This is a genomic window from Parablautia sp. Marseille-Q6255 (assembly GCF_951230155.1).
Taxonomy (GTDB): Bacteria; Bacillota; Clostridia; order Lachnospirales; family Lachnospiraceae; genus Choladousia.
Genome location: NZ_CATNVD010000014.1, coordinates 75,500 through 96,040, shown reverse-complemented (window position 1 = coordinate 96,040; position 20,541 = coordinate 75,500). Strand labels below are relative to the sequence as shown.

24 protein-coding genes and 1 pseudogene are annotated in these 20,541 nt (G+C 36.9%); 14 read left to right on the top strand and 11 right to left on the bottom strand.

Annotation, left to right across the window (positions count from 1 at the left end; translation table 11 throughout):
- The 3 genes from QOX44_RS12210 to QOX44_RS12200 form a co-directional block, all read right to left on the bottom strand.
- Nucleotides 1-963: an ABC transporter permease gene (locus tag QOX44_RS12210; RefSeq protein ID WP_283683387.1), complete on the bottom strand. Its 963-nt coding sequence runs from the start codon at nt 961-963 to the stop codon at nt 1-3.
- A 24-nt stretch (nt 964-987) separates the two neighbouring features.
- The gene (locus QOX44_RS12205; RefSeq protein WP_283683386.1) at nt 988-2,523 is read right to left on the bottom strand and encodes a sugar ABC transporter ATP-binding protein; all 1,536 of its coding nucleotides are present in this window, start codon (nt 2,521-2,523) and stop codon (nt 988-990) included.
- A gap of 98 nt (nt 2,524-2,621) precedes the next feature.
- Nucleotides 2,622-3,578: an ABC transporter substrate-binding protein gene (locus QOX44_RS12200; RefSeq protein ID WP_283683385.1), complete on the bottom strand. Its 957-nt coding sequence runs from the start codon at nt 3,576-3,578 to the stop codon at nt 2,622-2,624.
- Nucleotides 3,579-4,126: 548 nt separating this feature from the next.
- Between QOX44_RS12200 and QOX44_RS12195 the strand changes: the two genes are divergently transcribed.
- The 5 genes from QOX44_RS12195 (at nt 4,127) to QOX44_RS12175 (ending at nt 6,922) form a co-directional block, all read left to right on the top strand.
- Nucleotides 4,127-4,384 (top strand): AbrB/MazE/SpoVT family DNA-binding domain-containing protein, encoded by a 258-nt coding sequence (locus QOX44_RS12195; protein ID WP_283683384.1) that lies wholly within the window; start codon nt 4,127-4,129, stop codon nt 4,382-4,384.
- A gap of 1 nt (nt 4,385) precedes the next feature.
- On the top strand, nt 4,386-4,784 hold the full coding sequence (locus QOX44_RS12190; RefSeq protein ID WP_283683382.1) for a putative toxin-antitoxin system toxin component, PIN family: 399 nt from the start codon (nt 4,386-4,388) through the stop codon (nt 4,782-4,784).
- A 116-nt stretch (nt 4,785-4,900) separates the two neighbouring features.
- Nucleotides 4,901-6,232, top strand: a complete 1,332-nt coding sequence (locus tag QOX44_RS12185; protein ID WP_283683381.1) for an IS4 family transposase — start codon at nt 4,901-4,903, stop codon at nt 6,230-6,232.
- 79 nt (nt 6,233-6,311) lie between these two features.
- On the top strand, nt 6,312-6,737 hold the full coding sequence (locus QOX44_RS12180) for an ABC transporter permease (protein ID WP_331488390.1): 426 nt from the start codon (nt 6,312-6,314) through the stop codon (nt 6,735-6,737).
- Nucleotides 6,662-6,922: a cysteine-rich KTR domain-containing protein gene (locus tag QOX44_RS12175; protein ID WP_442955416.1), complete on the top strand. Its 261-nt coding sequence runs from the start codon at nt 6,662-6,664 to the stop codon at nt 6,920-6,922. Before QOX44_RS12180 ends, QOX44_RS12175 begins: the two co-directional genes overlap by 76 nt.
- 288 nt (nt 6,923-7,210) lie before the next feature.
- Here the strand turns inward: QOX44_RS12175 and QOX44_RS12170 are convergent.
- From QOX44_RS12170 to QOX44_RS12135, 8 genes and pseudogenes are all read right to left on the bottom strand, one after another.
- Nucleotides 7,211-7,726, bottom strand: a pseudogene (locus tag QOX44_RS12170) (lysine--tRNA ligase); the annotation flags it as partial.
- Nucleotides 7,727-7,879: 153 nt separating this feature from the next.
- Entirely contained in the window at nt 7,880-9,115 is a 1,236-nt protein-coding gene (locus QOX44_RS12165; protein WP_072447139.1) for a site-specific integrase, read from the bottom strand.
- A gap of 33 nt (nt 9,116-9,148) precedes the next feature.
- Nucleotides 9,149-9,322 (bottom strand): hypothetical protein, encoded by a 174-nt coding sequence (locus QOX44_RS12160; protein ID WP_009246937.1) that lies wholly within the window; start codon nt 9,320-9,322, stop codon nt 9,149-9,151.
- 111 nt (nt 9,323-9,433) lie between these two features.
- Complete coding sequence (locus QOX44_RS12155; RefSeq protein WP_008976866.1) at nt 9,434-9,643, bottom strand: DUF6462 family protein; 210 nt, start codon at nt 9,641-9,643, stop codon at nt 9,434-9,436.
- A 197-nt stretch (nt 9,644-9,840) separates the two neighbouring features.
- Nucleotides 9,841-10,113: a hypothetical protein gene (locus QOX44_RS12150; RefSeq protein WP_054703388.1), complete on the bottom strand. Its 273-nt coding sequence runs from the start codon at nt 10,111-10,113 to the stop codon at nt 9,841-9,843.
- Between the two features lie 30 nt (nt 10,114-10,143).
- Nucleotides 10,144-10,242: a peptide deformylase gene (locus QOX44_RS12145; protein ID WP_330390365.1), complete on the bottom strand. Its 99-nt coding sequence runs from the start codon at nt 10,240-10,242 to the stop codon at nt 10,144-10,146.
- Nucleotides 10,243-10,489: 247 nt separating this feature from the next.
- Entirely contained in the window at nt 10,490-11,923 is a 1,434-nt protein-coding gene (locus QOX44_RS12140) for a hypothetical protein (RefSeq protein ID WP_283683380.1), read from the bottom strand.
- A gap of 49 nt (nt 11,924-11,972) precedes the next feature.
- A complete protein-coding gene (locus tag QOX44_RS12135) occupies nt 11,973-12,212 on the bottom strand; it encodes a hypothetical protein (RefSeq protein WP_283683379.1) in 240 nt (79 codons plus the stop codon).
- A 195-nt stretch (nt 12,213-12,407) separates the two neighbouring features.
- Here QOX44_RS12135 and QOX44_RS12130 point away from each other — a divergent pair, with 195 nt between their 5' ends.
- From QOX44_RS12130 to mef(A), 9 genes are all read left to right on the top strand, one after another.
- Nucleotides 12,408-12,794: a plasmid mobilization protein gene (locus tag QOX44_RS12130; protein WP_283683378.1), complete on the top strand. Its 387-nt coding sequence runs from the start codon at nt 12,408-12,410 to the stop codon at nt 12,792-12,794.
- Nucleotides 12,772-14,319, top strand: coding sequence for a relaxase/mobilization nuclease domain-containing protein (locus QOX44_RS12125; RefSeq protein WP_283683376.1), 1,548 nt, complete (start codon nt 12,772-12,774; stop codon nt 14,317-14,319). Before QOX44_RS12130 ends, QOX44_RS12125 begins: the two co-directional genes overlap by 23 nt.
- Before the next feature lie 27 nt (nt 14,320-14,346).
- Complete coding sequence (locus tag QOX44_RS12120; protein ID WP_008976871.1) at nt 14,347-14,673, top strand: hypothetical protein; 327 nt, start codon at nt 14,347-14,349, stop codon at nt 14,671-14,673.
- Nucleotides 14,660-15,439, top strand: a complete 780-nt coding sequence (locus QOX44_RS12115) for an FAD-dependent thymidylate synthase (protein WP_008976872.1) — start codon at nt 14,660-14,662, stop codon at nt 15,437-15,439. The genes QOX44_RS12120 and QOX44_RS12115 overlap by 14 nt, the downstream gene beginning before the upstream one ends.
- Nucleotides 15,429-15,842, top strand: coding sequence for a dUTP diphosphatase (locus QOX44_RS12110; RefSeq protein WP_008976873.1), 414 nt, complete (start codon nt 15,429-15,431; stop codon nt 15,840-15,842). The genes QOX44_RS12115 and QOX44_RS12110 overlap by 11 nt, the downstream gene beginning before the upstream one ends.
- Nucleotides 15,843-15,925: 83 nt before the next feature.
- A complete protein-coding gene (locus QOX44_RS12105; RefSeq protein WP_008976874.1) occupies nt 15,926-16,201 on the top strand; it encodes a helix-turn-helix domain-containing protein in 276 nt (91 codons plus the stop codon).
- Between the two features lie 335 nt (nt 16,202-16,536).
- On the top strand, nt 16,537-18,009 hold the full coding sequence (locus tag QOX44_RS12100) for an IS1182 family transposase (RefSeq protein WP_009263863.1): 1,473 nt from the start codon (nt 16,537-16,539) through the stop codon (nt 18,007-18,009).
- Between the two features lie 286 nt (nt 18,010-18,295).
- Entirely contained in the window at nt 18,296-18,673 is a 378-nt protein-coding gene (locus QOX44_RS12095) for a TnpV protein (protein ID WP_008976875.1), read from the top strand.
- Nucleotides 18,674-19,221: 548 nt separating this feature from the next.
- Nucleotides 19,222-20,439, top strand: coding sequence for a macrolide efflux MFS transporter Mef(A) (mef(A), locus tag QOX44_RS12090; RefSeq protein ID WP_009246943.1), 1,218 nt, complete (start codon nt 19,222-19,224; stop codon nt 20,437-20,439).
- Nucleotides 20,440-20,541 lie beyond the last annotated feature (102 nt).

The window sequence follows — 20,541 nt, the reverse complement described above, 5'->3', positions numbered from 1 at the left end:
TTATCCCCTCCTTGTTTTTTTCACATTCTGCAAAAACACGGCTAAAATAATTATACCCGCCTTAATAATTTTTGCATAAGAGGATGATATGTTATTCATATTTACCATAATAGTAATCATTTGCAATACAATTGCACCACAAACAGTTCCCCAAATATGTGTCTTTCCCCCATCTATTGAGGTTCCTCCCAGTACAGTTGCCGCAATAGCATCCATCTCTTTTGTCAACCCCATGTTTCCAGGATCTACAATTGATGAATATCCCATTTCAATATATCCAGCTATACAAGCCAATATATTGCAAATGATATAAGAAGCCGTAATTATAAGTGTTACATTAATCCCGGCAATTCTGGCTGCACGTCCATTGTCTCCATAACTTTCAATACAAATCCCAAATCTTGTCTTTGCAACAAGCACAAATATAACAATAACAATTGCAAACCACATAACCGTTCGTACCGATATAGGACCTACCATTTCATATAAAAAATTATTTAATTCTCGATTACCCGGATTCATATTTTTTCCATCATTTAACAACTTTGCTATGCCTCTTAAAATAAACATCATAGACAACGAAGCAATCATCGGTTGCACATCAAATTTTATAATGACATATCCTGTAACTGCCCCACATATTATAGCAACACCTAATCCGAATACCATTCCCTGCCACATATACCCAGCTTTAATAAATTTTGCTGCTATCATAGCTGATACTGCCATTACAGAACCAACAGAAATATTAATTCCACCTGTTGCAATTACTACAGTCATTCCTACTCCCAGAAAAACTGTTGTGGCACACTGTGACAGAATATTTTGTATCGTTGTAATACTCAGAAAATTCTTAGTAAAAAGAGAATTTCCTATAAATAAAAGAATAAATGCTATAAACACCCCGTAATCTCCCAGGACTTTCCATATTCCTTTTTCATTCTTTATTTTTAATTGCTGCATATTCTCCACCTCCCATCTATTATTTTATATTTTGCAGTCCGATATCACCTCTGTAATTGTAGCCGGGCAGATTTCTTGTTCACTAATTTCTCCTGCCACGCATCCATCTCTCAATACATATACCCGATCACAATTCCGGGCTAGTTCTGACATTTCAGATGAAATCAGTAAAACCGCCAATCCCATGTCCGCAACTTCTGCTATCAAATTTTCAACGTCTCGTTTTGCACCAACATCAATTCCCCGGGTCGGTTCATCGAAAATAATAAATTCCGGATTTGTCGCAAGCCAACGAGCCAAAATTACTTTCTGTTGATTTCCACCCGACAAATTCTTTATCTTCTGATTTGGGCTTGGGGTCTTAATCTTGAATCTGTCAATATATTTTTGTACAATTTCATCTCCTTTAGATTTATTCAGGAAACCATAATTGCTGATTCCTTTTAAACTGGAAAGAAGTATATTATTACGAACACTCATATTAGGAATAATCCCTTCCTCTCTCCTATTTTCTGTACAAAAAGCCATCCGGTTTTTCACACCATCTCTTGGATTTCTTAGAAAAATATTTGCTTCTTTTAACCGAATTTTTCCCGAATCTGGAATTGTGTAACCGAACATTACCTGTGCCGTCTCTGTGCGCCCAGACCCAAGAAGTCCTGCCAATCCTACAATCTCTCCCTTTTTAATATGTATGGAAATATTCTTTAATTTTGGCTTCGAAACAATTGAATCCAGTGCAATTACACACTCCTCGCTGCTATATTGATGCGTTCTCTCAATCTTGTCTTTCTGCTCAATTTCATGCCCTACCATTTTTGTAATAAGTTCATTCTGACTCAATTCTTTGGTCAAGTACGTTCCTTCATACCTTCCATCTTTTAAAATCGTAATACGATCACTAATTTTATACACTTCATCAAGGCGGTGTGAAATAAACAAAATTGCAATCCCCTTTGTTTTTAATTCTCTTACCAAGCGAAACAGCATTTCCACCTCTTCTGTATCCAAAGATGAAGTAGGTTCATCTAGCACAATAATTTTACAGTGCAAACTAATTGCCCTTGCAATAGATACCATCTGTTGCGCAGCTGTTCCATAATTGCTTAACATTGCTTTTGCATTGATATTTAGTCCCATACTATCCAGAAGTTTCTGTGCATCTGAAAATAATGTTTTCCAATCTATTACATTATTCTTTTTAGGGTATCTTCCGACAAATATATTTTCGCCTACGCTCAAATGGGGAACCATATTTAATTCTTGATAGACCGTACTGATTCCAAGATTCTGTGCATCAATTGTATTTTTTATTTCTACTTTTTTTCCATTAAATATAATCGTTCCTTCATCTTTTTCATACACACCAGTTAATATTTTTATTAAAGTCGACTTTCCTGCCCCATTTTCCCCCATTAAAGAATGAATTTCTCCTGGTTTCATTCTAAAATCAACTTCTTGCAATGCTTTAACCCCAGGAAAAGATTTTTGAATCTTTTTCATTTCAAGAATAAATTCCATATTCCACCACCATTTTCTGTCAGCAAAAGGACTGCCCACATCTGCTTCCAATTTTCTGTCATACTTTTTCTGCAGTTTTGTGAGACAGTCCTCTTTCGTTTCCTGTCTTAAGTTTTATTTTTGTAAAACTCTTTTCATCAGAATCCAAATTCCAGCTGCTCTTCTGCATTTTCTGCCGTAATCAGTGTTTCCTGATTAATAATCTTCTCTGGCAGTTTCTCGCCCGCTAAGTATTTCTCCATTGCATCAAATGCTGCTTCACCAAACCTTGGACTGCAAGTTGCAATACAGTTAATTTCACCAGCAATAATCCCCTCTATTGCCTCCGCCTGACCATCAATGGCTACTACTTGTACATCTTCTCCTGGTTTCATACCTGCTGCTTTTAAAGCAAGTACAACACCAAGGGCCATCTCATCATTGTGACAATAAACCACATCAAAATCACCATTTGTTGCCTGGATAATATTCTCAGTAACTTCTTGAGCTGTTGTTCTAGACCATTCTCCAGACTGTGAAGAAACAATCTCAATATTATCATACTGTTCAGTAACATTACGCAATCCCTGAGCTCGGTCTCTCACATCAGATCCGCCTTGTACCCCAGTAATTTCAACAATTTTCAGTTCTTCATCCATATTGTTATTTTCAACAATCCATTCACCGCACATCTCACCCTGCTGTACATAATCTGCAATGATGGTTGTCAGCCAATCTTCTCCCCATGTTCCCGCTGCTTCACGATCCAAAAGCACCACTGGAATTTCTGCTTTTTTTGCAGCATCCAATGCAGGGACAATAGCATCCATATCAATCGGAGCTATGAACAGAAAATTGCATCCCTGTGCGATCAAATCTTCTACATCTGCAACCTGTTTTTCTGTATCATATTCTGCATTTGTCATCACATAATCATACCCTCTCGCGTTTGCCTGTTCCTGCATTGAATCTGTTTGACAAATACGCCACGCACCATCAATATCCAGTTCTGAAAATCCCACTTTAATATCTGTCTTTTCATTTGCAGATACTGGAAGCACAAGCATTGTACCTGTCATAATCCATGCCATTAACCCGATCAACTTTTTTTTCATTTTCCTGCCTCCTTGAATTATATATTTTTGATGTCCTAATCATAGCAAATAGAATGTACAAATTGAATAAACTTTTTTTCTCTCTTCTTCAACTTTTTTACTTTTTTATTGTTTTATCTACAATTTTTTATTTTTTTGTGTTTTTTTGCATAGTATTTCTGTTTTAATTTATACTCAAACCCATATCTAGATACAATTCAATCAGTCATCGCATTGTACAAAAACTCAGCATTTCCTGCAATCGCACATTTTCACACTCATAAATTCATAATTATTTTTCGCAAAAAGACCAGCGCATTTCCAGCAACTGCCCTTTTTAGATGATTAATGAATTTTTCTACTTACGAATCACGAACATATTACAAATTTTTCTATAAATAGCCAGAGACGATTTGTAAAGGACTTTTTAATCAAATTCATAAAGAATTCATAAGGCAAGGCGGCAGCTCTTTTTCCCTCCCGGTAAGTTTACTTTTATCACTGAATGGGATATACTATAAATGACCTCAAGTTTTCTTTAGTTCTCAAGAATAGAAAGGGTGATTTTTATGAATTTAGCGAAAATTTCTGCAAACGGTCAGATCACTGTGCCGGTAGAAATCCGGCGGCTGCTCGGCTTGAAGTCCGGGGATAAAATTTTGTTCTTCCAGAAGCAGGATGGGGAAATCGTTGTAAGCAACGCTTCTTCCAAAGCAATCTGCAAAGCGCAGGCTGCCTTTGCCGGTGCTGCTGAGACAATGGGTGTTATCAGCGAGGACGATATTCAGGCACTTGTGGACGAAGTACGCTACGGAAAGGAACGGTAATATGCGGATATTGGTTGACACAAATATCTTGTTCTCCGCATTGGTTTTCCCTCGTTCCAAACCAGCACGAGCGCTGTTGTATGTCGCGGATAATCACGAAATCGTTTTGTGTGACCGCAACATCGTGGAGCTGCGGGATATTTTGAAAAGGAAAGCTCCAAAGTTCTTGCCAGACGCAGAAGTGCTGCTTGCGGAAATGTCCTATGAATTGATTCTGGCGGTAGATCATGCGGAAAAGCTGATACGCGATGCAAAAGACCAGCCGATCTTAAATGCGGCGATTGTGTCCGATGTGGATATTATTTTGACAGGGGACAAAGACTTTTTAAGTCTGGAAATGGAACATCCGAAATGTATGACAGTTGCACAGTTCTTTGAAAGTGAGGGTGTGGAAGAATAACCCCCATATTCAACGAGTCAAGACCACCGGCTAAGCCCAACATCATAAACTTAAGAGAATCTGCTTTGAGATGGGCAGATTCTTTTATTTATGATAAAATTTAGGCAGGGGTGTATATGAGGGGTACCTATATTGAAAGAATCCAAAAACTTTCTGAAAAACTGTCAGATCCTGCTTTGGCAGAGCGTGCAAGAAAAATAAACAGCAATACTTTTTCAAGAAACAGAAAGATGCCTTTAAAAGATATCCTGCTGTGCTGTCTTTCTAAAAAAGGGCTTACTACTGCACTGGAACTGAGAAACTATTTTATACAAAAGGATATTCCCTCCATGAAAATGTCGAAACAAGGGTATTTACAACAGCGAAAACGTCTTAATCCTGAAGTTTTTTCTTATCTGAATGATGAATATATGGCTGATTTCTATCATTCTTCCGAGCCAAGGCTCTGGAATGGATTTCTGTTACTGGCAATTGATGGAAGTAAAGCAGAAGTGCCGAATTCAACAGAAAACCGAGAGCGTTTTGGAAAAAGCAACAATCAACACTCAGAACTTGGACAGGTGCGGGCACTGGTAAGTGGCATGTATGATATTTTGAATCAGTTTTATCTGGATATTGAAATTTCACATATTTCTACCAGCGAAACGGAGCTTGCCAAGAAAAATTTGCATCACTTAACGCATATGGATATCAAACAGCCCGTATTAGCTATTTTTGACAGGGGATATCCATCTATAGAATTTATTGATTTTCTGGAAACGGAAAAAATCAGTTACTTATTCCGCCTTTCTTCCAATGATTATAAATTTGAGCGCAGAAATATGAAATCGACTGACGAAACGGTTATTTTACGGCATACCTGTCAGCGATTAGAGAAAATAAGAAAAAAGCATCCTGAGAGACTAGAGCGCATGAAAGAAAAAGGAAATACGAATACAAGGATCATGACCTCTATGCTTCCTTCTGGAAATGAATTGGCACTTATGACAAATCTGCCCTTTGAATTTTCCCAGAAACAACTGGAGGATTTATATTATCAAAGATGGGAAATAGAGAAGAAATATCATACACTTAAAAATAAAATGAAGTTTGAAAGTGTAACAGGAAAATCAACCATCTATGTAGATCAGGATTTTCGTGCACAAGTGTTGGTATATAATATGCTGCAGGACATACGCAAAGAAGCCGATGAGGAGGTATTCGTAAAAGGTCGTGAAAAAGGCAGCAAATATCCTATGCATACAAACGAAAATATTTCCATAGGACTGTTTAAAGAACAGATGATAAAACTAATCCTTGAAAAAAATGCTGTAAGAAGAGAGCAATTGCTTTTTAAACTGCAAGCAGAAATGGAAGAATATATTTTGCCCCAAAGAAATTTGCCTGGAAGGGAACGGAAAAAGAATATTTCAAATAAATACAAAAACAATCAAAAAAATAGTTTTTAAAAAAGTCCATACAATTCCATTGGAGAAAGTATGGACTTTTTTCTATAAAATATAATTGTTATATTTAGGACTTGTTACAATGTTCCTTTCGGCATTTGTTCATTTGATGATTACCTGTATCGCGATCGTGCTGCTTGCCCCTGTTTTATTTGAAGCAACTTTGCCGACACAACTTCCGTTTTTCTTTCTTGCACTTGCTATATACATTATTGTGTCGTTAAGTATCGGAAGTGTTTTAGGATTGGTGGTAAAAAATCAAGCAAAACTGACAATGATAGCACAATTAGTGTTCTTGCCCTCAATTATGCTTTCGGGAATTATGTTTCCTATCGACTTGCTGCCTGATTTTCTTGAAACCATAGGGCATATTTTCCCTGCTTCTTGGGGATACCGATTAATGTTGGATAATGGATTTTGTTTTGAAAATCTATGGTACTTAATTGTTATCTTTTTTGCAGCAATATTCGTATGTGGAATAGTTTTGAAAAAACAAAAGGCAAAATGATTTGGAGTGGAAAAGGCTTGATCAAAACACAATGGATACTTTGTCCTGTCTGCGGAAATAAAACCCGAACAATGATACAAGAAAATACTGAGATGAAAAACTTCCCTCTCTATTGTCCAAAGTGCAAAAAAGAAACAATCATCAATGTTCGGGATATGAAAATCACGCTTGCAGACAGTAAATAATTATATATACCGCCGCTATGGGTAACGCCATAACGGCGGTTTTGAACTAAACGGTAAAATAAATACTGTTAAAATAAAGCGATAATAACAAGTTTTAATTTGCTATTTCGTATTAAATGTTAATATGCGTTGCTTGTGGCAACGAGCAATTTTTCGTACAATAACGGTGACCGATAAGAGAAAAAAGAGGATTGAATAGATATTTTTAATAAAGCAAAAAACAGCTGGGTGTATCATTTTTTGGTACACCCAACTGTATCTTTTTATTTCATTCCAAGGTTCTTTCTTTTAGTACAGCTTCGCTCCTGCCGGGATCTTATCATCCACGATCAGGACATTCAGTCCTTCTCTGCCCTCTACGATATGTGTCGCAGAGATGATCATACCGCAGGAATCAATCCCCATCATCTTGCGCGGCGGAAGGTTCGTGATCGCGATCAGTGTCTTTCCGATCAGCTCTTCCGGTTCGTAATAGTCGTGAATACCACTTAAGATCACACGGTCTGTACCGCTTCCATCGTCCAGAACGAACTTGAGCAGCTTCTTGCTCTTCGGCACTGCCTCACACGCTTTTACTTTTACGGCACGGAAATCAGATTTGCTGAAGGTATCAAAATCCACCATATCCTCAAACAGAGGCTCTACCTCTACCTTAGAAAAGTCGATCTCTGCCTTTGCCACAGCCTGTACGGATACTTCCTCTGCCTTATCAGACGGCTGCTCTGAGCCCTTTGCCGGCTCCGCTGCCTTCTTTGCTGTCTCAGCTCCGCCCAGCGTCTTAAGCGTCGGGAAAGATTTCACGTTTTCTTCATGATTCTTCGGGATGCGTCATTGTACTATATTGTCTAAATTTATAAACCTTATAATCACTTCATTATTCGTCATTATTAAATTTACTTTGTTGTCAATTTGCTGTAAACCAAACAAATTGTTGTCATCCGTTATACTAAGCACTTCTCAAAAAATATCTAATTTTGTTGCTAAATTCTCGAATGACTCTTGTTTCTTTTCTTCTGTTGCTTCCGCATAAATGTCCATCGTTGTTTCAATGTTTCTATGTCCCATAATGGATTGAATAACTTTTAAATTTGTTTCATTTTCGCAAAGTCGTGTACAAAAAGTATGTCTCAGATGATGGCAAGAAAAATTAGGTAGTATAATAGGATCTCTTCGTTCTTTTTTAGCTCGCACCACTTCGTCTGCATTATAACTATTCGCTATACGCTTAATCGTATGATTGACTGTTTGTGGATTTGGAACCATTCCAAAACGATTACAAAAAATAAATCCTGACATTCCATCAATTTCTGATTCATTAAAACCATTTTCCAGTTGTTCTTCATAAAGCATTTCAAAAGCATCTTTCACAATATCCAACATTGGAATTGTACGAATTCCCGCTTCCGTTTTGGGTTTGGATATTCTCAATACACTTTTGTTGCTTTCTGGTTTTTGATAATAACTCAAACTGTGATTGATACTGACTGTTCTTTTGTCATAATCTAGGTCTTGCCATCGAAGCCCTAATGCCTCACCAATTCTACATCCTGTTCCAAGCAACACCGTAAACATAGGCCACCAATGATAATATATCGGATGGTTCGCAATATATTCCATAAATGCTCTTTGCTGCTCTACTGTCAATGCATGTCTGATTCCTCTGTTCTTCCCGGATTCTTTGCTAATTTCTTTCATTACTCCATCAGTAGGATTATTTCGTATAATCTCATCCCGCACTGCCAACTGAAATGTTGGATGAAGTAAACAATGAATAGTATCTAATGTTCCTAATGAAATTTTTACTTCATTAAGAAGATAATAATAAAACTGCAATACATCAGAATACTTTATATCTGCAATCCGCTTTTTTCCAAAGGTGTCACGTACATAATGATCGTACGTATATAAATATGAACTTTTTGTAGATTCACGCAAATTATACTTCGTGGACATATACCGATCAAACGTATCATTCACACTTGCCTTGCCAGCAACATAGAGATCCAATCCGTCCAACTGATCCTTCATCAGTTTAGATTCTTTCTCTCTTAGTTCTGCCAGATCGTTAGCATATATAAATTTACGTCTACCCATCGGATCTGTATAGGTGTACATGTATCTTTTATCTGATGATCTTTGTACTTCTCCTTTACGTAAAGTTCTTCCTCGCAAATCTTTTCTTACTTTCGCCATAATAGTTTCCTCCTCTTAAGAGAGAAGCACTTACTATTTTTTCTGCTCGGATAAAAGTATCTCTACCCCTTTTAGGACAATGTCCGTTGTATTCATTTTATGTTGTTCGGCGTATGCAAGCATCTGGGAATATAGCTGATCAGGAACACGAATGCTTAATACTTTCTTCTTTGCATTGTCTGATTTTGGTCTTCCCATCTTTTTCATTTCAGCTCTTATACCTCCTATACCAACATTATACTTTCTGTATGACATAAAGTCAATTAAAAATGCAGAAAACTATAGAAGTTCTTCTCTCTTATTTTCTCTCTTAAAATTTTAATACTCTCGGAATGTTTCCAAATATTTTTCAAATATCTCACAATTTACTAAAGCTACTTTATCAATTTTATAGACTGCTTTCGCCTCTTTTGCTAATGCCTGAAATTTTGTCAATCCTAAACTATATTTCTCCGCACCTTCTGGATATCTCACGAACTTCTTTTCCATTTTCTTAGTAGCTTCCACATCTTTTCTTGCAAAACCCATTTCACAAAACTCCTTTCCATCTATAAATAAGAAAGAAAACAAATTTGTCTTCTCATATAACGAAAGGAAATCAATGAATTTTACAGGGTGATTATGAAAAAAAGTTTAAAAAAATAGTTGTCAAAGGATTTTCTTCGACAACTATCGTTACAAATTACTACTATTCATATTGAATTATTTTATTTTCATATTTTATATCACAACCCATTTCTATAAATCTCGTTTATAACAGCCTGCGCCTGTTCCATTTCTTTTTTCTTTATGAATTCTTCCCGGTCACTTAAAATTGCTATCATTTCATCTATTACATCTTCCATTCTAGGTTCCGTGTAACGATACAAGTATCCTAACATTCTAGTCGCCGTATAATCAGTATTCAAGATATTATAAGCTATTTCTGAACAAAGTTCTTTCGGATATCCTTTAGTAAGTAAAACCTTGTACAACTCATCTGTTCTTTCTGTTTTCATAAACCATCTCTCCTGTAAATTTTACGCTGCTTATATCAATATTCCTTCCCAATGATCCAATTCATGCTGACAGATCTGCGCGATCCATCCATCAAGTTTCAAATTCTGTTTCTTCCAATTCATATCCAAATATTCAACTTCTGGGGCAGATAGAATACTCTAGATACTTTATGGTACACATTTGTATTTTTTCATGTTAATATTCTCTGAATTATATCTGATGTTTTTCTTGCGCCAAATTATTAAAGCCAAAATCTAATCATAAAACACTATTCTTTCTGCTTTAATTTCTCTAATATTGATAACATATCCGGTTGTGTAGACATGAATTTCACACATAATTATTCCTTATTTACCTATTCATATTTTTTTAATATTACTGACAAATGCTATAATACACATCATCCGCAAGATATGTATTAAATTGTTGAGAGTATTTTTCACTATTCTTTAAAAAATCATCTATCATATTAGAAATCAAGTATGCCTGATCAAATCTGATTCTTAATAACGGAATGCCTTTGTTACGACAATATTCATTTTTTTCTATATCAGCTTGTCTTCTTTTCAAATATCCCTTTTTCCCTCCCCAGCGATTGATCGACTTAAAATGCTGTTCTCCATCAAATTCAATAAAAAGTAATGTTTTATTCCATTCCAGCGAAAAATCATATCTTTTTCGTATTTCTCGTATATAATGTTCTGTACGAAAAGAGATTTTTCTCGCTTCTAAATATTGTTTAACAAGCCCTTCTCCCAATGAACAGTCTGCTTCTTTATTTGTTACAACATGTATATTCGCAACAATATCATTAAAGTCTCCATTTACAAAAACTGGCTCTTTCCATTTTGTAATAATATCTTTTCTCCCTTCTCCCACATGATACCGCTCCCAATGAGCTTTTCTAATATGTGGTCGCTTTCCATTCTGACTGCTTTCACTGTTCTCATATTGTTGAATTTTATTTTTTTGATAACTTCTTATTTTTTCTCCATAACGGCATCCAACATTCCACTTACGTACTTCTGAATATTTATTTTTCACCAAACTTGATGGTTTATATGTTTTTATAGTTTCTGAACTTTCAATAACATCCGCTTCTTTCGAAGATAAATACATCAAAAATTGTAATAAAAACAGTCTAAAATTACTCACTCCTCCAATAAACCACTGCGTCCTAAAACTATCTGATGTATACATCAAATCTTTATGCAAATTATAATCAAAATAATATACGCCATTGTCAACACTATACATCTCTGGTTTTATCCAAAATGCATCTGCATATGCCGTGGGATTTTCGCCTTCATACTCATGTACCGGTATATGTGAATATCCGATTTCTGTCGGAAGAGAGGATATTCTTATTACTCCTGTATCGTATACTTTTACTTGTACAAAAAATCCTTCATATACGAAAAGTTCATTTTTTGAGAAGTCCAAATAAAAGGTATCAAACGGTATATGTTTGAGCATTTCCGGATATACTCTTAATTTATTTGTGCCTAAGAGTGCTTGCGAGAAATCATAATCCGGTTCATATACAATCTTATTATATTTCCAGACTCCAGCAAATCCAGCTGTTGCAAAACAAGCACTTATTGTATGCATAGCAAAATAGTTTTTATCAAACATATTATATGTATGAATATATCTTTCTTTATTTGGACCCGAATAATTACTGGTTCCCCAATCAGCATCTGCAATCATCTCTAGTAATACCTCAGGTTCACAATTAATATATTCCTCACTACAATATAACTCTGTCAAAACACTATAACGTTTCACGTACTCTAATGGCAAATACATTAATTTCAACTCCTAATCACACATTCAAAATTTTTTCTACATAAAACTATTATACATCATCTATTGTCTTACGCACACATAGAAGAGATAAGCATCCATCTTCTGTTTCATAAGGTGCATCTCGCCCTCTATTCTCAAAGTCTATTTTGGGGGATGATTCTGAAATGTAGTATAGCAGTTTTTTTACTTTTTTTCTATCTCGCCCTGTATTTTTCCCTCTGAGCATTTCGTTATATGAGAGGGTTAATCTTTCAAGAGCAAGATCCACCCAGTAATACGGTATCGCCATTTTGGCTTTCCTATTACTCTGAGTTTTATCTTGATGTGGATTACGCTCCCCATACCCTCGTTACTGACATTTACAAAATGTCAGATTAGCTTCCACATAAAATGTGTGCGCAACACCAGAAGTATCAGAAGGGACAGCTGATATTTCTAGTGGAGTGCCATGAAATTGGAAGCACTCAATTAAGGGAGGAGGAACATGGCACCAAAGAAAAAAAGAAATGAAATGAAACACTCTAATATCATCTGTTTAAGATTAAGTGACATTGAATTAGAGTTAGTCAATCATGCCGCTTCTCAGGCGAAATTATCCCGTTCTGATTATCTGAGAAACCTGATTTTAGATCACAAAATGGCAATACGCTATGAGGTTGTAATTGAAAGTAAGACAATAAAAATGCTTTTAGCAGAGTATGGAAAAATCGGCTCTAATCTTAATCAGATTGCAAAATATTTCAATACAGGAGGAGCGTACTCTAAATCTGTAACAAACGAAATCCAGCAATGCCTTTACGACCTCTATAGGTTAAAAAAGGACCTGCTAAAAATGATAGGTGATTATCGTGGCAATAGTGAAACATATTAAAAGTCGGAATGCAAACTATTCAGATGCTCTGAATTATCTCATCTTCCAGCATGATGAATCAACCGGAAAAATGATTCTCGATGAATTTAATCGGCCACTGCGAAGAGATGAATTATATGTGGATGGTCTCAACTGTAATCCCGATACTTTTGATGTTGAATGCTATGAATGTAATGAACATTTTAAAAAGAACCGAAGCAGATCTGAAATCAAAAGTCATCACTATATCATCAGTTATGATCCTACCGATGCTATTGAATGTAATCTGACGGGAGAAAAAGCACAGGCTCTATCTTTAGACCTTGCCCAAAAAATATTTCCGGGATATCAGGCTCTTATCGTGACACATACCGATGGTCACAATGGTTCCGGCAATATCCATACGCATATTGTGATCAACAGCGTCCGCAAGGAAGCTGTCAAAAGACAAAGCTACATGGATAAGCCCCATGAAGAAATTGCCGGTTACAAGCACCGGTCCACCAATAAATTTCTGAATTATTTCAAAAAAGAACTTATGGAAATGTGCATCCAGGAAGGCCTTCATCAGATTGATCTTCTCTCTCCGGCGGAAACGAAGGTGACACAGGCGGAATATACGGCTCAAAAATCCGGACAGAAAAAATTAGAAGCGATAAATAAAAAAATCATTGCTGATGGATTAAAACCAACTTCCACCACATTTCAAACGCAGAAACAAGAAATCAGAAATGCTATCGAAGAATGCAGCTCGCATTCTAAAAACTTTCAGGAGTTTCAATCTCTGCTTTTTGAAAAATATCAGATTTCCGTCATTGAAGAAAGAGAAAGATATCGTTATCTCCATCCGGATCGGGACAAACGGATCACAGAGAAGGCTTTGGGAACTCAATACGGCAAAGAACATTTGGAGCAGCTCTTCTTACGAAAAGATCCGATAACCATACTTTATGTCAGATCGCATTTACGGCTGGTGGTAGATCTTCAGAAAAATGTAAAAGCAATGCAAAGCCCTGCATATGCGCATCGGGTAAAAATATCCAATCTTCAGGAAATGGCAAATACCATTATCTATGTGCAAGAACATGGATACAATACCCAAACTGAATTAAAAGATGCCTTTTCCAAATCTCAAAAACAGTTAGATCAGACAACAGAGCAGCTTATGGAAATGAATGCAGATTTGAAAAACATCAACCGTCAGATCCATTACACCGGACAATATTTTGCACAGAAAGCAATCTATACCGAATTTTTAAAAGCGAAAAACAAAGGCAGATTCCGAAAGGAACACACCGCTGAAATTCAAGCATATGAAGAAGCCCGTGACTGGCTGAAATCTTTTTATCCAGATGGAAAGATGCTTCCTATCAAAACATTGAAGGAACAAAAAGCCAGCTTGCAGGAACAGATCGACCAGCAAAAATCATCCATCCGATCTCTAAAGGATCTGACACAAGATTTAAGAACCGTAGACAAAAATGTGGAAGCAATTCTCCACAACCAGGTTCCCAAAAAACAAAAGACACGGGAACCCGAATTATAAATCATTTTACGAAGGAGGAATTACAATATGACACAAAATGAATTTAATGTTGTCCTTGAACAACAATATCGAAAATGTGCCGATGTACTGGTACACAAGAAAAAAGAATACACCGGAGACCGCATTGATCGCCTGAGTGCATTTAAAATTGCTGCCTCATTACAGGGATGCACACCTAAGACTGCTCTGGCCGGAATGATGTCGAAGCATGTCGTATCTCTCTATGATATGTGTTACTCTTCGTTGCTCCAATTTGAGTTAGAACAATGGGATGAGAAGATCACAGACTGCATCAACTATCTCATTCTGCTGAAAGCATTGATAAAGGAGGAACAAGCCTATGGATCACATTGAGACAAAGATTTTAAATAGTTATACCATTCAGGAAGCAGCTCAAAACATGGTATTCGCAGCAAGGCTTACCCAACAGGGGCATTCCATTCAAAACATGGATGATCTTATGGCTCTTTATCAGAAATCTTTTACGGATAAAACTGTAGACCGGATTGCCAGTCTGCCTCATCCAACAGTACAGAAATTTACAGTGATCACCGTTGCGATTGTAGGTGCAAGCAGACGTTTTCTTGCACAGATCACTCGTCATCAAAACGAAGTAAAATTCATGAGTGCATCTCTGCAATATAGCAACTATTCAGAAAAAGCTGCATTTGTGATCCCATATGAAATCCTTTTTTCCGAACAGAGATACATTGATCTCTATCTGCAAAGCTGCTTATCGGATCTCAGATGTTATCAGGAATTGTGTTCTGTGGGATTTCATCATGATTCTGCCGGCTATGCCCTCCCCCATGCTTTAAGAAATATTCTGATCATCTGTGCTACACCTTATGAGTGGAAACATATGATCAGTCAGCGTATCTGCAGAAGAAATACCGACGAAACAAGAATTGTAATGTTGGACATCTGGCAGAAACTATATGAATTCGATCCGGTGTTATTTTCACCGAAGCTGACCGGTCCTTTCTGCCAAAGGGGATGTTGTGAAGAAGGTGCTATGTCCTGTGGAATCCCCATCCCAAAAGACTGGTCTCCATTAGAAATAATGAAAGCAGATTATCCTCTGCTCGTAGAAGGGAGGGAAGCTGTTTATGAAAATTAAATTGATCGACTTTGGGTTAGAGAAAGATCATTATCCCTTCCGACCTCATGAAAACGATGCCGGCGCCGATGTGTATATGCCTTATGACTGCACATTAAAGCCAGGAGAGATTGCAAGAATTCCCTTAGGATTTGGGCTCATGATTCCGGATGGATATGCCGGTTATGTCTTTCCAAGAAGCAGCATGGCTGCAAAAGGATTGGTCTGCGAACTTCCGCCTATTGATTCCGGATATCGTGGCGAAATTCATGCCATTATCAGCAATGTTAGTTCAGAATCCCAAATACTCAGCAAAGATACCCGTGTAGGGCAACTGGTTATCACTCCCGTTCTAATTGCCGACTTTGTTCTGGATCTCGGAGAAGCAAGAGATATTGGTGCTTTCGGAAGTACCGGGGAATAAAGATCATAAAACCAGAGGTGCCGAATGATATATCATTTGACACCTCGCACAATCAAAATAACTTACAGAAAGGATTTTCTATTATGATTACGTTTGGAAGAAAATTAAAACATTTGAGACAGAAAAATCATCTCACACAAAAAGAACTAGGTATTGCACTTGGCTTTCCGGAAGATTCTGCTGATGTCAGAATTGCACAATATGAAGCAGATGCAAGAAAGCCTCGTGATGAAATCCTTGCTAAAATGGCTAAAATACTTTACGTACCAATCGATGTCCTCACCGTTCCAGTATTATCTGAACCAAGAGAATATGATGCTGCGTCCTTCTGGATGCATGAACTTTCTGCAGAATTATAATTTTTTTAATAAAATAAAAAAAGCAGGAAATCTTTAGATATGCTCTCTTCGTGATGACAGTTTATTATTTTACTGTCTCTCATAAAGGGAGCATATCATTTCAGATTTCCTGCTTAGCAAAGCTGTGAAGATTTAATTGTGATTGGGTTGCCAGTTATACAAACTGCAATTTGAAAACCACATTTTTATAAGTGGTTATTAACCCTCACAGGGTTTTAATAAAATCCTCCGAAAGCCTTGAAAATAAAGGGCACTGAAAAAGTCTGATTCTAAAAAAGAATTGGGCTTTTTTATTATTTCCATTATAATAGAAATATAAGGAAGGAGGACCTATCATGTTAAAAGATCATTCGCAGTTACAATTATCATTGTCACCTTATCAGGGGCTTTATGATGCGATCATTCCCGCAGATCATCTTTTGCGTAGAATTAAAGAAAATATAGACTTCAGCTTTGTAAATCCAATGCTTCGTAAGCAATATTGTGAAAATTTCGGTCGCCCAGCAAAGGAACCAGAAATGATGTTTAAACTACTTTTCCTGAAAAAGCTGTACGATCTTTCTGACGAAGCCCTGATTAGCAGCGCCCAGACGGACATGGCATATAAATTTTTCCTTGATCTGGAACCAGAAGCAAAAATGATAGATCCCAGTCTTCTCACAAAATTCAGAAAAACTCGTATTACAGAAGATATTCTGGAAGAAATGTTAAAAGAAACCATTCAACAGGCTTTGGATAAAAACCTGATCAAATCGGGAACCATTATCGTTGATTCCACCCATACAATTGCTTCTGTCCGGGCAAAATCTCCAACGCAGATTCTGCGGGATATGAGCAAACAACTTCGGAAAGAGGTTTATAAAACAGCTTTTGAATTATCAGAGCGATTTCCTGAAAAACCCTCTTTGGAAGCAGGGCTGGATGAAGAAATTGCCTATACTAAGGAACTACTCCAGGTTCTGGAGGAAGGAATAAAATCCTGTGGAAATAAAAAGATACAGAAACTTTCTCATGAAATGAAAGAACTACTAGAAGATGAGCGGCTCAAAGAGATCCGATCCAAAGATGATAAAGATGCACGGTTTGGACATAAAACGGCAACCAGTACGTTCTATGGATATAAGAATCATCTTGCGATGACTGAAGAACGTCTCATTGCGGGGATCACTGTAACAGATGGAGGAGCACCAGATGGGCAGGAATTACCAAAACTGATAGAAAACGCGAAGGAAAATGGAATAAAAGTTACAGAAGTTATAGGCGATATGGCATATGTCAGTGATGACAATCTGGAAGTCTGCGGAAAAGAGATTACATTGATTGCCAGGACCAATACAGCAGTAGCTGCTGCAGCAAACGGGAACCTTGAGGAAGGTTTCTGCTTTAATAAAGATGCTGGGATGCTGCAGTGTCCTGCCGGAGAGCTTTCCACGCGTGTAGAAAAAAGAACGGCAAAAAATGGGAATACTTATTTAAGATATATATTTAGCAAAGTAACGTGTCGGAAATGCCCCCAAAGAGAAAAATGCCGTGTAGGAAGATCAAACGCTAAAACAAGAAGCTACAGTATCACGCAAGCAAGTGAGAAAAATCTTGAAAGGCTTAAATTTGAAGAAAGCGAATATTTTCAGGAGCGAATGAAGATTCGGCACAGGATAGAAGAAAAGAATGGAGAACTAAAGGAAGCTCACGGTTTGCGTAAAGCAGATTCGAGAGGTTTATTTGCTATGCATCTGCAAATGTATTTTACGGCATTTACAGCAAATGTAAAACGAATAGTAAGATTAGAAGAGCTGGCTATGGAGTAAACCATAGCTTTTTATGATTTTCCTAAGTAAAGATTTGAAAATAATAGAAAAGAAAAACTTCCACTTAAGAAGAAATGGAAGTTTTTCAGTGCCCTTGAAAATAAAGGGTTTATCGCAAAATGCTCACCTTAACTTATTATACGATTTCACTTACGTTTATTCTTCCCTTGGAAGCTGATAAGGGCAAACACAAGGGCAAGAAAATCTGATAACAAGATATAAGAGAATGTGGCAATCGGAGAACTGTGACGTATGTGCGAATATATTATACTGGAGGATTTATTATATGGACAAGTACATTTTTGATGAAAGCAACGGTTTATGGTATGAATTGCAGGGAGATTATTATATCCCTTGTCTGATACTTTCCGAAGAAGAAACACAGCCTATCGGTTTGTGGGGACAGCGCCACAAGCAGTATCTAAAGGAGCATAAGCAGTTCCTCTATACCACAATGCTGATTGAGGGTACACTAAACTCCTACCTTGCAGATATTGACAGACAGGCACAGGAGCGTTTGCTCCTGCTGACAAAGCAAATTGCAGAGCAGGAAAATGTGACCGAGAAACTGAAAGCAGATAATGCTATGCTGTGGGTACAGAAAATGAATGAAATTCAGTCCAGAGTTAGAGAAATCATTTACAGCGAGATTATCTACGCATAACAGAATGAGTGATTGGGGCGGTAAGCCAGCTTTTGGCTTACTGCCCTTGTCTGCTCATAAGCAAAATAAAGAAATACCGTCAATGGCAGTGCTTGCACTGTTCATCGAGACCATTGACGGTATTGCGTATTTTGCTATCGCTGTCCGTGGCTTTTTTCAATTTTAAACGTTGCTTAAAACAACTTATTGTGTTAAAATATATGCTGATACAAATAAGAGTTTAGGAGGAACCGAAACTATGACAGCCTCAATGCGTTTAAGATAAGCTGGCAATAAAAAAAGCAGAATCTATCCCCGATGATAGGCTTTTTTTCTTGTGCTTATTTATACGATATTGAGCATTCATTAGTTACGGTGAGATATAAGTTATTTAACTATACCTTTATTTAACTATACCTTTATTTAACTATGTCTTTAATATGAATGTTTCCAAATTGTATGTATGCAGACCAAAAGCCACATTGTGGATTTTGGCCTGCATTTTTTATTGCCTAGAATGCTGTTCAAAATAGAAATTCAAGCAAAATAATATGCAGGAGATAATATAAATGGAAAAATACAACAATTGGAAACTTAAGTTTTATACAATATGGGCAGGGCAGGCAGTATCATTAATCACTAGTGCCATCCTGCAAATGGCGATCATTTTTTACCTTACAGAGAAAACAGGATCTGCGATGGTCTTGTCTATGGCTTCACTAGTAGGTTTTTTACCCTATGCGGTCTTTGGACCAGCTATTGGTGTATTAGTGGATCGTCATGATAGGAAGAAGATAATGATTGGTGCTGATTTAATTATCGCAGCAGCTGGGGCAGTGCTTGCTATTGTTGCATTGTATATGGAGCTACCTATCTGGATGGTTATGGTAGTATTGTTTATCCGTAGCATTGGAACGGCTTTTCACACCCCGGCTCTCAATGCGGTTACGCCACTTTTAGTACCAGAAGAACAGCTTACGAAATGTGCAGGCTATAGTCAGTCTTTGCAGTCTATAAGCTATATTGTTAGTCCGGCGGTTGCAGCACTCTTATACTCCGTTTGGGAACTAAATGCTATTATTGCCATCGATGTATGGGGTGCTGTGATTGCATCTATTACGGTAGCAATTGTACGTATTCCTAAACTGGGTGATCAAGTGCAAAGTTTGAAACCAAATTTCATACGAGAAATGAAAGAAGGAATGGCTGTACTACGGCAAAATAAAGGATTATTTGCTTTATTACTCGTTGGAACATTATATATGTTTGTTTATATGCCCATAAATGCTTTATATCCTTTAATCACTATGGAATATTTTAATGGTACACCGATGTATATTTCTATTACGGAGATTGCTTATGCCTCTGGTATGTTGATAGGGGGTCTATTATTAGGGTTATTTGGGAATTACCAAAAGCGAATCTTATTAATAACGGCATCCATTTTTATGATGGGGATAAGCTTAACCATTTCAGGATTACTTCCCCAAAGTGGATTTTTCATATTTGTAGTCTGCTGTGCAATAATGGGGCTTTCGGTTCCGTTTTACAGCGGTGTACAAACAGCTCTTTTTCAGGAGAAAATAAAGCCTGAATATTTAGGACGTGTATTTTCTTTAACTGGAAGTATCATGTCTCTTGCTATGCCAATTGGGTTAATTCTTTCTGGATTCTTTGCTGATAGAATCGGTGTAAATCATTGGTTTTTACTATCAGGTATTTTAATTATTTGCATTGCAATAGTTTGCCCAATGATAACTGAGATTAGAAAATTTGATTTAAAATAAACAATATTGGAGGGATATTTATGTATCTTATTTTCATGTAATTCTTCCTGCTTAAATCGCAGGGTTTTCCCTGCGTACAAGCAAATGAAAACATGCGATTAT

Bases quoted from the DNA above. Each gene is read 5' to 3' on its own strand.
- QOX44_RS12195 (WP_283683384.1), top strand. From the start codon at position 4,127: ATGAATTTAGCGAAAATTTCTGCAAACGGTCAGATCACTGTGCCGGTA.
- QOX44_RS12160 (WP_009246937.1), bottom strand. From the start codon at position 9,322: ATGAAAAAGATGGGAAGACCAAAATCAGACAATGCAAAGAAGAAAGTA.
- QOX44_RS12115 (WP_008976872.1), top strand. From the start codon at position 14,660: ATGGATCACATTGAGACAAAGATTTTAAATAGTTATACCATTCAGGAA.
- QOX44_RS12150 (WP_054703388.1), bottom strand. From the start codon at position 10,113: ATGAAAACAGAAAGAACAGATGAGTTGTACAAGGTTTTACTTACTAAA.
- QOX44_RS12100 (WP_009263863.1), top strand. From the start codon at position 16,537: ATGTTAAAAGATCATTCGCAGTTACAATTATCATTGTCACCTTATCAG.
- QOX44_RS12130 (WP_283683378.1), top strand. From the start codon at position 12,408: ATGGCACCAAAGAAAAAAAGAAATGAAATGAAACACTCTAATATCATC.
- QOX44_RS12135 (WP_283683379.1), bottom strand. From the start codon at position 12,212: ATGGCGATACCGTATTACTGGGTGGATCTTGCTCTTGAAAGATTAACC.
- QOX44_RS12110 (WP_008976873.1), top strand. From the start codon at position 15,429: ATGAAAATTAAATTGATCGACTTTGGGTTAGAGAAAGATCATTATCCC.
- QOX44_RS12185 (WP_283683381.1), top strand. From the start codon at position 4,901: ATGAGGGGTACCTATATTGAAAGAATCCAAAAACTTTCTGAAAAACTG.
- QOX44_RS12175 (WP_442955416.1), top strand. From the start codon at position 6,662: ATGGTACTTAATTGTTATCTTTTTTGCAGCAATATTCGTATGTGGAAT.
- QOX44_RS12105 (WP_008976874.1), top strand. From the start codon at position 15,926: ATGATTACGTTTGGAAGAAAATTAAAACATTTGAGACAGAAAAATCAT.
- QOX44_RS12180 (WP_331488390.1), top strand. From the start codon at position 6,312: ATGTTCCTTTCGGCATTTGTTCATTTGATGATTACCTGTATCGCGATC.
- QOX44_RS12210 (WP_283683387.1), bottom strand. From the start codon at position 963: ATGCAGCAATTAAAAATAAAGAATGAAAAAGGAATATGGAAAGTCCTG.
- QOX44_RS12120 (WP_008976871.1), top strand. From the start codon at position 14,347: ATGACACAAAATGAATTTAATGTTGTCCTTGAACAACAATATCGAAAA.
- QOX44_RS12190 (WP_283683382.1), top strand. From the start codon at position 4,386: ATGCGGATATTGGTTGACACAAATATCTTGTTCTCCGCATTGGTTTTC.
- QOX44_RS12095 (WP_008976875.1), top strand. From the start codon at position 18,296: ATGGACAAGTACATTTTTGATGAAAGCAACGGTTTATGGTATGAATTG.
- QOX44_RS12200 (WP_283683385.1), bottom strand. From the start codon at position 3,578: ATGAAAAAAAAGTTGATCGGGTTAATGGCATGGATTATGACAGGTACA.
- QOX44_RS12140 (WP_283683380.1), bottom strand. From the start codon at position 11,923: ATGTATTTGCCATTAGAGTACGTGAAACGTTATAGTGTTTTGACAGAG.
- QOX44_RS12165 (WP_072447139.1), bottom strand. From the start codon at position 9,115: ATGGCGAAAGTAAGAAAAGATTTGCGAGGAAGAACTTTACGTAAAGGA.
- QOX44_RS12155 (WP_008976866.1), bottom strand. From the start codon at position 9,643: ATGGGTTTTGCAAGAAAAGATGTGGAAGCTACTAAGAAAATGGAAAAG.